The sequence below is a fragment of the Phenylobacterium sp. genome (genome assembly GCF_030697305.1).
Taxonomy (GTDB): domain Bacteria; phylum Pseudomonadota; class Alphaproteobacteria; order Caulobacterales; family Caulobacteraceae; genus Phenylobacterium.
In genome coordinates this window covers 19,243-31,428 of the sequence record NZ_JAUYQL010000088.1, presented here as the reverse complement: position 1 = coordinate 31,428, position 12,186 = coordinate 19,243, and the positions used below count along the sequence as shown (strand labels likewise).

General features: G+C 66.9%; 11 protein-coding genes and 1 tRNA gene. 7 read left to right on the top strand and 5 right to left on the bottom strand.

What is annotated here, in order from left to right; genetic code table 11:
* Positions 1 to 781, top strand: a 781-nt coding sequence (locus Q8R27_RS09565; protein ID WP_305698804.1) for a carotenoid 1,2-hydratase, incomplete at its 5' end; no start/stop codon positions are given.
* 28 nt (positions 782 to 809) lie between these two features.
* Here Q8R27_RS09565 and Q8R27_RS09560 read toward each other — a convergent pair.
* From Q8R27_RS09560 to Q8R27_RS09550, 3 genes are all read right to left on the bottom strand, one after another.
* The gene (locus tag Q8R27_RS09560; protein ID WP_305698803.1) at positions 810 to 1,829 is read right to left on the bottom strand and encodes an NAD(P)-dependent alcohol dehydrogenase; all 1,020 of its coding nucleotides are present in this window, start codon (positions 1,827 to 1,829) and stop codon (positions 810 to 812) included.
* Positions 1,830 to 1,928: 99 nt separating this feature from the next.
* A complete protein-coding gene (locus tag Q8R27_RS09555; protein ID WP_305698802.1) occupies positions 1,929 to 2,831 on the bottom strand; it encodes an alpha/beta fold hydrolase in 903 nt (300 codons plus the stop codon).
* Between the two features lie 56 nt (positions 2,832 to 2,887).
* Complete coding sequence (locus Q8R27_RS09550; RefSeq protein WP_305698801.1) at positions 2,888 to 3,916, bottom strand: mechanosensitive ion channel family protein; 1,029 nt, start codon at positions 3,914 to 3,916, stop codon at positions 2,888 to 2,890.
* 168 nt (positions 3,917 to 4,084) lie between these two features.
* Here Q8R27_RS09550 and Q8R27_RS09545 point away from each other — a divergent pair.
* A tRNA-Ser gene (locus Q8R27_RS09545) sits at positions 4,085 to 4,177 on the top strand.
* A gap of 88 nt (positions 4,178 to 4,265) precedes the next feature.
* Here the strand turns inward: Q8R27_RS09545 and Q8R27_RS09540 are convergent.
* The gene (locus Q8R27_RS09540; protein WP_305698800.1) at positions 4,266 to 5,525 is read right to left on the bottom strand and encodes a multidrug effflux MFS transporter; all 1,260 of its coding nucleotides are present in this window, start codon (positions 5,523 to 5,525) and stop codon (positions 4,266 to 4,268) included.
* A gap of 327 nt (positions 5,526 to 5,852) precedes the next feature.
* On the opposite strand from Q8R27_RS09540, the gene Q8R27_RS09535 reads away from it, so the two are divergent.
* The 5 genes from Q8R27_RS09535 to Q8R27_RS09515 all read left to right on the top strand — a co-directional run bounded on the left by Q8R27_RS09535 (position 5,853) and on the right by Q8R27_RS09515 (position 10,338).
* Positions 5,853 to 6,119 (top strand): DUF2171 domain-containing protein, encoded by a 267-nt coding sequence (locus tag Q8R27_RS09535; protein ID WP_305698799.1) that lies wholly within the window; start codon positions 5,853 to 5,855, stop codon positions 6,117 to 6,119.
* Between the two features lie 153 nt (positions 6,120 to 6,272).
* Positions 6,273 to 6,803 carry a 2Fe-2S iron-sulfur cluster-binding protein gene (locus Q8R27_RS09530; protein WP_305698798.1) on the top strand — a complete coding sequence of 177 codons (531 nt, stop codon included), beginning with the start codon at positions 6,273 to 6,275 and terminating at the stop codon, positions 6,801 to 6,803.
* Entirely contained in the window at positions 6,803 to 7,795 is a 993-nt protein-coding gene (locus Q8R27_RS09525) for a xanthine dehydrogenase family protein subunit M (RefSeq protein WP_305698797.1), read from the top strand. Before Q8R27_RS09530 ends, Q8R27_RS09525 begins: the two co-directional genes overlap by 1 nt.
* Complete coding sequence (locus Q8R27_RS09520; protein ID WP_305698796.1) at positions 7,792 to 10,116, top strand: xanthine dehydrogenase family protein molybdopterin-binding subunit; 2,325 nt, start codon at positions 7,792 to 7,794, stop codon at positions 10,114 to 10,116. Before Q8R27_RS09525 ends, Q8R27_RS09520 begins: the two co-directional genes overlap by 4 nt.
* A 15-nt stretch (positions 10,117 to 10,131) precedes the next feature.
* Positions 10,132 to 10,338: a hypothetical protein gene (locus tag Q8R27_RS09515; protein ID WP_305698795.1), complete on the top strand. Its 207-nt coding sequence runs from the start codon at positions 10,132 to 10,134 to the stop codon at positions 10,336 to 10,338.
* Positions 10,339 to 10,492: 154 nt separating this feature from the next.
* On the opposite strand, the gene Q8R27_RS09510 is transcribed toward Q8R27_RS09515, so the two are convergent.
* Entirely contained in the window at positions 10,493 to 11,806 is a 1,314-nt protein-coding gene (locus Q8R27_RS09510; RefSeq protein WP_305698794.1) for an aromatic ring-hydroxylating dioxygenase subunit alpha, read from the bottom strand.
* Positions 11,807 to 12,186: the final 380 nt, after the last annotated feature.

Sequence of the window (12,186 nt, the reverse complement as noted above, 5' to 3'; positions counted from 1 at the left end):
GCTCTCCGATCCGTCGGTTGGACGCCTGCTGCACGACCAGCGCGTGGCGCGCGAGGGTTTCGGACTGGCGCGGGCCTCCGCCCGCGACACTGACATAGACCAGGACGACTGGAGCCTACGACGCCGTCCCGAAGGACGGTTCTTGGCAAGGATCGACACCAACGAATACGCCTTCGACCTGGTGTTCGAGCCCACCCAGCCGGTGCTGCTTCAAGGGCTCGAGGGCTACAGCCGCAAGGGTCCGGCGCCGCGGCAGGCCAGCCGCTACTACACCCTGCCCCAGCTCGCCGTGTCGGGAACGGTGCGACGCGGCCGGCGGGACATGAGGGTCGGCGGACGGGCGTGGCTGGACCGCGAGTGGTCATCGACCCTGCTGGATCCGAAGGCGGTGGGCTGGGACTGGACGGGAATCAACCTGGACGACGGCGGCGCACTGATGGCGTTCCAGGTTCGCAACGCTGCTGGAGGCGCGGTCTGGGCCGGTGCGACGCTGCGCAACGCGGATGGAAGCGTCCGTCGCTTCGCCCCTAGCGAGGTGAAGTTCACCAGCCTGCGGACATGGCGCTCACCACGCACCGCCGCCGCATACCCGGTGGAGAGGGTCGTCACCCTGCGCCAACCAGGCTTCGCCCGCAGTTTCCGCCTGACGCCCCTGTTTGATGACCAGGAGCTGGATAGCCGCGTGGCGGCCGGTCCCGTCTACTGGGAGGGCGCAGTCACCACCGCCGGGGGCCGAGGCTATCTGGAGCTTACCGGCTACGTCGCGCCGCTGAGGCTCTAGGCCTCAGTCGGCGAGGCGCAACGCGCGCTCACTGGGCGTAGTCGATGCAGATCTTGCCGAAGTGCTCGCCGGCCTTCATCGCCCGCAGAGCGTCGGGCAGCTCGGCGAAAGCGTAGACCTTGTCGATGACGGGGCCGATCTGGTGCTCGCTCATCGCGGCCGACATCGCTTCGAACATCGTGCGGCTGCCGACCGAGATCCCGTGCACGTGCAGGTTCTTGCCTATGAGCTGCGGCAGGGTGATCTGAGACGCCCCGCCTAGGGAGCCGATCACCATCACGTCGCCACCGACGGCGGCAGCCGCCACTGCTTGCTCGATCGTGCCCGCGCCGCCGACCTCGACCACGCAGTCGACGCCCAGGCCGCCCGCCAGCTCTCGCGCCTTGCGGCCCCAGTCGGGCGTCTCGCGATAGTTGATCAGATGGTCTGCGCCCAGCGACTTGGCGCGCTCCAGTTTCTCATCACTGCTGGAGGTGATGATCGTCGTCGCCCCGAACGCCTTGGCGAACTGCAGGGCGAAGATCGAGACGCCGCCGGTGCCTTCCAGCAGCACGCTCTTGCCGGCTTGGACATCGGTCTCCACCTTCACCGCCCGCCATGCGGTGAGCGCCGCGCAAGGAAGCGTCGCCGCCTCTAGGTAGCTCATGTGGTCGGGAATCGCGGTGACGCCGTCCTGGCTCAACACCACGACATCCTGGGCGACCCCGGGTTCAACCAGGGACCCCAGGGAGCGGGCGCGATTGCGGGCGGTGGGCGAGCCGGTGAACCATTCCTGGAAGAATGTCGGGCAGACTCGGTCGCCGACCTTCACCCGCGTCACGCCCTCACCCACCGCGATGACGTCGCCGGCGGCGTCCGACAACGGGATCAGGCGCACGCCGTCGGGCTCGCGACCGCCGCCGCCCAGCGTCGACAGGTCACGGTAGTTGAGTGAAGCCGCGCGCAGGCGCACCGCCACCTGACCCGGCCCTGGCGGCCCCGGCTCGGGTCGGTCGAGCAGCTTCAGGTGGTCGATTCCCCAGTTGTCCTGAAGTTCCCAGACCCTCATCACCGACTCCTCCGCGCGCGCCGCCGGATTACCCGTCCGGTCGGCGGCGCATATCGTCAGACACGATCGCGCAAGGCAATGGCGCTTGCAGCGCCAACTTCAGGCCCTGGCGTGCGATCGCCGGGCGACCGCCTCGATGGCGTCGATGATCGGGTCGAACAAGGGCTCCGGCAGGTCGTGGCCCATGCCCGGAATTACCTTCAGCTCCGCGCCCGGGATCGACTCGGCGGTGTGTCGGCCGTGCGCCACAGGCACCAGGGGGTCGTCCTCACCGTGTACGACGACGCTGGGCGCGGTGACGCCGGCGAGCTTCGCTGTGCGGGCTGGGGAGGCCAGCACGGCGGCGTACTGCCTGGCGAAGCCGATTGGGTAGTAGCTGCGCTTCACGTCGCTCGTCAGCCGCTCCCGCAGGCTGGCGGGGTCCGGCGGATAGCCAGGCGACCCGATGATGGCCGCGCCAGCCGCCGAATGCGTCAGGTATCCTTCGAGGTCGCCAAAAGGATCTGGCCCTCGATTGGCGAGTACGCCCAGCGCCGCCTGAGTGGCGGGCGGCAGTCCGGGATCACCACTGGTCGACATGATTGAGGTCAGCGACAGGGTGCGTTGCGGATAATCGGCGGCGATCAGCTGGGCGATCATCCCGCCCATCGAGGCTCCCACGACGTGCGCCCGATCGATGCCGAGCGCGTCCAGCAGGCCGACGCCGTCCGCCGCCATCTCGGTCAAGGTGTAGCCGACCTGCGCTGGCTGACCCGACATCACTGCAGCGAACACCGCCTGCAGATCAGGAACGCCAGCCGCTTCGATCTTCTCCGACAGGCCCGCGTCGCGGTTGTCGTAGCGGATCACGCGGAACCCGCGAGCGCCGAGCTTTTCGCAGAACGCCTCCGGCCAGCGGGTCATCTGTGCGCCCAGCCCCATGATCAACAGCAAAGGCTCGCCGTCCGCCGGACCGTGGATATCGTATTCGATGGCGATGCCGTTCGCTTTGATCTGCGACATGCGAAGCTCCTGTCTGCGGGGCCCATTTCGGGGTGCGCCGTGGCTGCGTCAATGCCTCACCCCGCCGTCGGCGGCTTCAGCTCGGCCTCGTTTGCGGCGCGGGCGAGGTCTTCGGCGGCGTCGTTGACGCTGTTGGGCGCGGGCTCTTCCGCGGGTTCCATCGCCGGTTTGACAGGCTCCAGGCGCAGCGCCGCGCGCGCCGCCTCTCCTTCTTCGCCGAACAGGCCGCGGACCCGCAGTTCGCGTTGCGGCAACGGGATCTCGAATCCGCCGCTCCTGAGCGCCTCCTCGATCGCCCAGGTGTAGGCCGCGATCGTCGCGTTCGGTCGCTTCACCGCCTCCAGAGCCGGCCAGACCACCAGCTCGAACTTCAGTCCGTTCTCGCCAAAGCCGACGAGCCAGACCTGGGTGCGGCGGCGTTCGGTGTCGGGCAGGGTGAACGGCGCCTCATGCGCCGCTCTCAGAACCGCGTCGCGCACCTTCTCCTTTTCGGCGCCGTAGGCCACCTGGAACGGCACATGGACGCGCCGAGTGCCGCCCTGATGCGTCCAGTTGGTCACCGGCGATTCGATGAGGCGCGAGTTGGGGATGAGCACGTCCACGTCGTCGTTGTTTCGGATACGCGTCGCCCTTGGGCCGATCTCCTCGACCACTCCCCGCTCGCCGCTCTGCAACTCGATGTAGTCGCCGATGCGCACCAGCTTGTCGAAAAGCAACGCAAGGCCTGAGATGAACTCCTTGACCATGCCCTGCATGCCGAAGCCCAGCCCAACGCCGAGCGCGCCGGCGAACAGGCTGAACGACGACAGGTCCAGGCCGACGGTGGAGAAGGCCGCGACCAACCCCAGCGCCACGACGCCGTAAGTCGCCAGCTTCTCGAAGATGTAGATCGACGGCGCGGCCTGCCCTGATCGGTCGCGCAGACGCCGCACGCCGCCCGCCACGAGGCGAGCAGCCACCAGGCTCGCCGCCACCAGGGCCACGGCGGCGACGAGTCCGCCGAGGGTCACCGTGGATTTGCCGAGATGCAGGAGCTCGATGGTGTCGAGTCGATGCAGTTCGTCGGTCACCAGGCGATTGGGCACGCCGCCACCATGTCAGTCGGCGCAACGAGTCTCAATCGTCCGAGGCGACGCAGCCGTTGCCGAACGCCCGGGCTTTCGGCTATTGAGTGCGGCCCGTCCAGACGGCCTGCGCATCGCGTCGCAGGTCAACCGATCGGGATCGGGAGTAAACCCGCACGAAATCAAGCTGGTGACGTGGCCGAGTGGCTGAAGGCGGCGGTTTGCTAAACCGTTGTACGGTGTAAAGCCGTACCGAGGGTTCGAATCCCTCCGTCACCGCCAGATTTCCGCAAACGCATGAAATCCACCGCTCTTTCCTGCGATTTCAGGCGCGCGGCGGATCCTGACGGCGACCCTGGACGCCAGGTCCCTATTCTGCGGCGCACGGCAGGGCGGCAGGTTCTTCATCGAGTTGGAAGAGCCGGCCGCGCTCGGCCCAGAGCACGGCTCCCAGCGCCAGACCCCCAAGCACAACGCAACCCGCTTCGATGGGAACCACTGTCCCGTCGAACCACTGGCCGATGACGAAGCCGATCAGCGTCGCGCCCACCATCCGCACGAAGCCCTGAAATGCGGCCGCGACACCGGCGATGTGACCCATCGGCTCCATGGCCATGGCTCCGAAGTTGCCCATCGAAAGGCCAAAACAGAACAGCGCCGCGCCGTGGAGGGCGGTGAAGATGACCAGCGTCTCCTGGTCGGAGACGGCGACGGCGAGGTGGACGGCGGAGATGACGATGAAGCCGATCAGCGCCCAGTGCGAGAGCCGCCTCATGCCGATCTGCATCACCAGCCGCGCGTTGAGCAGCGAGGCCGCCGCGATGAAAGCGGCGCACAGCCCGAACACCAGCGGGAAGACGTCGGCGGCGTCGAAGGTGTCCGCGAAGATCTGCTGGGACGAATTGATGAAGCCCAGGAGGCTGCCGAACACCAGGGTCTGTCCCACCACATAGCCCATGGCGTTCCGCTCCCGCGCCGCCATCACGAACGCCGCCGCCATCGCTCTGGGGCGGATCGGCGCCCGGTCTTCTGGGTGGAGGGTCTCTGGCAACCGCAGGAGCGTCCAGACAATCAGGCTCAGGCTGATCACCGCCAGCACGCCGAACAACCAGGGCCATGGGGCCAGCATCAGCACGAGCTGACCCAGGCTCGGCGCAACGATCGGCGCGGCCATGAACACCATGGAACTCAGGGAGATCACCCGCGCCATCTCCCGGCCCTGGTACCGGTCGCGGACGATCGACATGGGGACCGACTGGGTGGCGGCTGCGCCAACGCCCTGCAGCGCCCGCACAGCCAGCAAGAATTCGAAGGATGGAGAAAAAGCCGCAAGCAGGCTGAAGCCGAGATAGAGGCTCATGCCAGCCAGCAGCACCGAGCGGCGGCCGAACCGGTCAGCCAGCGGACCGAAGACGAGTTGAGCCCCGCCGAGTCCCAGCAAGTAGCTGCTGATGATCAGCTGCCTGCGGTTCTCGTCCGTCACGCCGAGAGACTCCCCGATCGCCGGCAGATTCGGCAGCATCGCGTCTATGCCGAACGCCCCTAGCGACTGGACCGCAGCGATCAACACGACGAATTCGAGGAATCCCGGCCCCGCAGGCGCACCTTTCGAGGCTGTGGTGGAAGTCATAGCGGCCGTTCAACAGCAGCCCGCGCGCGCCGTCTACATTTTCGCCGACACTCTGAATAACAATGGATCGGCCGACACAGCGGTCCTGTTGTCGGGCCGGACCGTGAACGACATCGCGTTCGGCGATTTCGCTTAGTGCAGGCGATGGCGTGTCCCACACAGGGGCGACGTCGCCCGGTGGTCTGGAGCCTGATCCTCGCCGCTGGGTGCGCTAGACTCAGGCTTCCTCCTTAACGTGCGTCGAGCCGCTGCGCTTCATGGGCTGGAACAGCCGGCGCGGCCGCTCGTTAGCAGCCCACCCAAGGCGGCAAAGAAGGAACGAGGCTCATGGCCGATCTCACGGCGATCAAGGAACATATGGACGTCATCGGCGCCGACGGCGTGCATCTGGGCACGGTGGACAAGGTGGAAGGCGACCGCATCAAGCTGACGCGCGCCGATAGCGGCTCCCACAGCGACCATCACCACTATATTTCCGCCGGCCTCGTCGCCGAGGTCGAGGGCGACAAGGTCCGTCTGTCAGCCAACGCCGCCAACGCGGCGTTGCTGGAGGAAGAACAGGGCGGGGAAGCGCTCGCCGACAAGCGGCCGTAAGGGTCGGGACGCACCAGCCGCAGGCGCCGACGCCAAACCGGGCGCGGGAACAGCCGGGCCGGCCCTGAGGGCGCAGGTCTTGCGGACCGCGGCCCCATGCCGGATCCTCGCTGCGGTTGGGTAGTTAGAGCTCAGTCCATTCCTGGAGCCCTCATGCGTTTCAACATCAACGGCCAGCCCATGGAGGCGGACGTCGATACGCGAACGTCCCTGCTCGACCTTCTCCGCGAGCACCTCGAACTCTTCGGCACGAAGAAGGGCTGCAACCAGGGCGCCTGCGGCGCTTGCACGGTCCTTGTGGACGGCCAGCGGATCAACAGCTGCCTGGCGCTCGCGGTGCAATATCAGGATCGTGAGATCATCACGATTGAAGGCTTGGGCGCGCCGGGCTCACTGCACCCTCTACAGGCGGCTTTCGTGGAGCACGACGGCTTCCAGTGCGGATACTGCACGCCCGGGCAGATCTGCTCGGCTGTGGGCATGGCCGATGAACTCGCGCGCGGCGTCCCGAGCTATGTGACCGCGGACATCGCAGCCGAGGCGATAGACGTCACCGACGAGGAGCTCCGAGAGCGGATGAGCGGCAACCTCTGCCGCTGCGGAGCCTACAACGGCATCATCGACGCGATCAGGGAGACCTTGGCGCAAGCGGCGTCAGCCGACGTGAAGCGCGAGGCCGCCTGATGCACCCGTTCAGATATGAGCCCGCGGCCGATACGCCCGCCGCACTGGCCCTCGGCGCGGCCGCCGGCGCCAAATACCTCGGCGGCGGCACCAATCTCGTCGACCTGATGCGCGAGACGATCGAGCGCCCCGACATCCTGGTGGACGTCTCTCGCCTGGCTGGCGACATCACGCTCGACGATCACTACGGACTGATCATCGGCGCGGGCGTGAAGAACACAGCCGCGGCGACGGACCGCCTGGTCCGAGAACGTTTCCCCCTGCTCTCTCAGGCGATCCTCGCCGGCGCGTCCGGCCAGATCCGCAACGTGGCTAGCGTCGGCGGCAATGTCATGCAGCGGACGCGCTGCCTCTACTTTTTCGACGACGCGGCGCGCTGCAACAAGCGCGAGCCGGGCGCCGGCTGCGACGCAGTGGAGGGCTTCAACCGCAATCATGCGATCCTGGGCGCCTCCCCCGCCTGTGTGGCGACACACCCCTCGGACATGTGCGTGGCGCTGGCGGCGCTGGGCGCTACGGTCAGGGTCGACGGGCCGCACGGCGAGCGCGACATCCCGATCGTCGACTTCCATCAGCTGCCGGGAGAGACGCCGCAGATCGAGACGGTCCTGCGCCCGGGCGAACTGATCGCGGCGATCCTGCTGCCAGCGAACGGCGTCGCCGCACGATCCAGCTATCGCAAGGTCCGCGACCGATCGAGCTACGCCTTCGCGCTGGTCTCCGTCGCCGCAGGCCTGGAGCTGGAAGGCGACACGATCGTCGACGTGAGGCTGGCGCTTGGCGGCGTCGCGCACAAGCCGTGGCGCGCGTTCATCGCTGAGACCGCACTCAAAGGCGGCCCCGCGACCCCGGCCGCCTTCCGGCAGGCGGCGGCGGCGGAACTCGCCTCGGCCCGCCCACTTCGCGACAACGCGTTCAAGATCGACCTGGCGACCCGGCTCATCGCCGACACGCTCGAGAAACTCACCCAGACGGCGGAGCCTGCTCAATGACTGGCGTGAAAGCCGCCGCGCAGGCGGCCATGCAGGCGGTGATGAAGAAGGCCGTGGCGCTGGCCCCCGACAGCTGGATTCCCGGCGGTGAGCCCGATCCGCTGATCCGCCACAAGCATGGCCTGATCGGCGCCGCGATCTCGCGGATCGACGGGCCGCTGAAGGTGGCCGGCCAGGCCCGCTTTTCCGCCGAGTTCCCGATGGAGCGGATGACCTACGCGGCCCTGCACTATTCGACCATCGCCAAGGGACGCATCACCGCGATCGACGCGGCGAGCGCCCGCGCGGCGCCGGGCGTCGTGCTGGTCATGACCCACGAGAACGCCCCGCGGCTGAACCCGACCCCGCCGTTCATGAGCAAGCCCAAGGCGGCGGGCGGCGACAGCGTGCCAGTGATGCAGGACGATCGTATTCACTGGAACGGGCAGCCGGTGGCGCTGGTGCTGGCCGAGACCCAGGAGCAGGCCGATCACGCCCAGTCGCTGATCCGGGTGAGCTACGCCCCCGAGGCGGGCGTGACCTCCATGGCGAGCGCCAGAGCCCAAGGTCCTGAGCAGGGTTACTTCAGGGGTGAGCCGCTGAAGCTTGAGCAGGGAGATGCAGAAGACCTGCTGGCCGCCGCGCCGCATCGGGTCGACGCCGCCTATTCGACGCCTCGCCACAACCACAACTCTATCGAGCTGCACGCCGCAACCGTGGCCTGGAGCGGCGACGAGCTCTACATCCATGACGCTACTCAAGCCGTGGACCATGTCGCCTGGTCGATCGCCGAAGCGTTCGGGATCGAAGAACGCCAGGTGCGGGTCACCTCGCCCTACGTCGGTGGAGGGTTCGGCAGCAAAATCTTGTGGCAGCACCAGATCCTGGCCGCGGCGGCGTCGAAACTGGCCGGCCGGCCGGTGCGCATCATGGTCAGCCGCGAGGGCGTATTCCGCATCGTCGGCGGGCGGACGGTGACGGAGCAGCGTGTGGCGATCGGCGCGCAGTCGGACGGCGGCTTTGACGCCATCATCCACACCGGAACGGTGGCGATGACACCGCACAACAACTTGCCTGAGCCGTTCATCCTGCCGGCCCGCAGCGCATACGCCGCCAAGAGCTTCAAGCTCGACGTGAAGACGGTGAAGCTGAACATGGTGGCCAACACCTTCATGCGCGCGCCGGGCGAATCCGTCGGCACCTTCGGACTTGAGAGCGCTATCGATGAACTGGCGTTCGATCTTGGCATGGACCCCATCGCACTGCGCATCCGCAACGAACCCGACAAGGATCCAACCACAGGCCTGCCGTTCTCAGCGCGCCATATCGTCGAGGCCTGGGGCGCCGGCGCCGAGCGGTTCGGCTGGGACAAACGCAACGCCCAGCCTCGTGCGCAGCGCGATGGCGACTGGCTCATAGGCCTGGGCTGCGCCACGGCGACCTACCCCTATTATCGCATGCCGGGCGGCGCGGCCCGGATCGTGCTCCGCAAGGACGGCCACGCCACGGTGTCGATCTCCGCCCACGAGATGGGCATGGGCACGTCCACGGTTCAGACCCAGATCGCGGCCGAGCGCCTGGGGCTGACCATGGAGCAGGTGACGTTCGAATACGGCGACAACACCCTGCCCGGCGTCGTCCTGGCCGGCGGGTCGCAACAGACGGCCGCCATCGGCGGGGCGGTGATCGCCGCCCATCGCAAGCTGGTGGGCGAACTGCTGAAGCTCGCCGGCAACGACTCGCCGCTGGCCGGCCTGAAGCCCGACGAGGTCGGCGGTTTCGACGGCGGCCTGTGCAGCCTGCAGGATCCAAGCCGCAGCGAGAGCTACGCCTCGATCCTGGCCCGCGCACGCCAGGACGAGGTTATGGCGGAGGCTGACGGATCCCCCCCGCTGGAGGGTCAACACTGGTCGATGCACTCGCACGGCGCGATGTTCTGCGAGGTCCGCGTCAACGCCGTCACCGGCGAGGTCCGTGTCAGCCGCTTCCTGGGGTCGTTCGATTGCGGGCGGATCATCAATGCCAAGACCGCGGCCAGCCAGTTTCGGGGCGGCATCGTCATGGGCCTGGGCCTAGCGTTGATGGAAGAGACCCAGTTCGACGAGCGGACCGGGCGCATCATGAATCCGTCCCTGGCCGAGTACCACGTGCCCGTGCACCTGGACGTCCCGATGATCGAGGTGATGTGGACCGATGAACCGGATCCGCACACGCCGATGGGCGCTCGCGGCGTCGGCGAAATCGGGATCACCGGGGTTGGCGCGGCAGTCGCCAACGCCGTCTTCAACGCGACGGGAAAGCGCGTGCGCGACCTGCCGATCACGCTCGACAAGCTGCTCTAGGTCTCCGCCAACAACATGGGTGACTTCGTCATCGTCTGCGGCCGAGGCGGCAGCCATGCCGCCCCAGGTCCGATCAAAGACGCCTGCCAGGCCGCCCTCTCGACAGCGACCCAATGGAGCCTCGCCGTCGCCGCGTTCGGCTTCGTCGTGGCGGTCGTCTACTACCTGCTGGCGAGCCGGACCATCACGCGCGATCTGAACGAGGCGGCGCAACGGAGCTGACGGCCTGAGCGAACCGCCCACAGCCCAAAGAAAAACGCCGGCCTTTGGGGCCGGCGTTGTCTATCGAAAGCCAAGGTTCGCCCGCGTTGAGCCAACCGGTCGGAGCGCGAATAGATCACGGGGCGATTGCGCAACCCCGCGATCATCGCGCTTCCTAGTCGTTGGTGTCGACGGCGTGCTGGCCCGTGGCCAGGCGAGCGTGCCATTCACGCCAGAAGGCGCGCATCTGCAGCTCGCTGGAGCCGCCCTTCGTGTTGCCGTTCATCCCACGGGAGATGTCGGACCACTCGACTTCCTTGTGGGTCTTGAAGCCCATCTGGCAGCCTTCCAGGCCTTCCACATCGTCCGGGGTGGCGAAGCCGCCCGGCCCCTGGAAGCCCATGTACCACTCAAGGCGAGCCTTGCGCAGTTCGGGCGAGTCCTCCTTGGGCATGCAGGCCCAGCCGTTGATCTCCATGTAATCCGGCGACGTCGGATAGAAGGTGCGGAAGACGAACCAGCCGTCGATGATCATCAGGTTTGGGAAGATCAGATAATTCCCTGACCCGAACTCGATCATCTTGGCCTTGTCCTTGCCGTGCCCGGCCGCGAGCATCTTGCGATAGGCCTCGAGTCCCTCCGGCGCGTAGCGTTCCAGGTAGGGCGTAGCGGCCCCGCTGGCGCGGTTGGCGTTCGGCAGCGCGATCGTCGCATGGCCGTTGCCCAAAGCCGCTGGGAGCGCACCCACGTTGTCTTCCGTGCTGCCCGGACCGGGCGTACCCTCGGCGTGCGCGCCCAGGCCCACATCCGGCAGGAAGTGGGTGATGAACCGCTCGTGGGTGAAGGCGAAGTGGTAGCCATCCATGCTGTTCTCGACGAGCAGCTTCCAGTTGGCGCGCATCGAGTATTTAAAGTGGCCTTCGACAAACTCCATGTCGCCCTGGTCCAGGGTGTTGTCGAGTAGCGGAAGAGCATCCGCCATATAGGACTCGAAGTCCTCCATCTCCGGATCATAGCTGATGAAGATGCAGCCGCGGTAATTGTGCATCCGCGGCGCCGGCTCGAGGCCGAGGGACTCGCGGTCGAACGCTTCGCTGTACGCCTCTTCGCCAGGGATGCCCTTCAGCTCGCCGCGGGTATTGTAGATCCAACCGTGATAGAAACAGCGGAAGACTTCGGCGTTCGAGCCCTTGTGCTCACGGCACACCAAGTTTCCCCGGTGACGGCAGGTGTTCATCAGCGCGCGGATCTCGCCATCGTCGCTGTGAACCAGGATGATCGGGCGCCCCGCGACGGTGCGGGTGATGAAGTCGCCGGGCTTGGGAAACTCCGACACGTGGCCGGCGAACAGCCAGGCCTTGTCGAAGATCTTCTCGCGCTCCATTTTCAGGATATCGTCATCGACGAAAGCGCTGCGGTGGATGCGGAAAATCCCCGATTCCTTGTCGTCGATGACAAGTTCGGTAGCGTTGTGACCAAAATCAGCCATGGCGTCCTCCCTAAATCCCGCTGCCGGGCGCGGCCGGCGCTCTAAACGGCGCGGGTCAAATGCGATTGCTCAAGACAATGGACAGGTTGGACCGCAGTCAACAGGATTCTAACGACTGGGCGGAACCGCCTCGTCGGATCAACTGTGCATAGTGAAATGTAACATCGACGCAACGCGCCGGTGATCACAAGACGGAAAGCCAGCGGTCTTTCGACCGCCGGCTCCCCAGATCGCAGGACGGCGGCCTGGGGCCGCCGCCGTCGATTGATACGTCCTGGAACTTCTTGGTCAGCGACAACTCGACCGTAGGTCCCCGCGAAGGACGGAGACCCACCGGCATGGCAGCCGCAAAGCGCCGGCGGCCAAAGCCGCCGACGCGA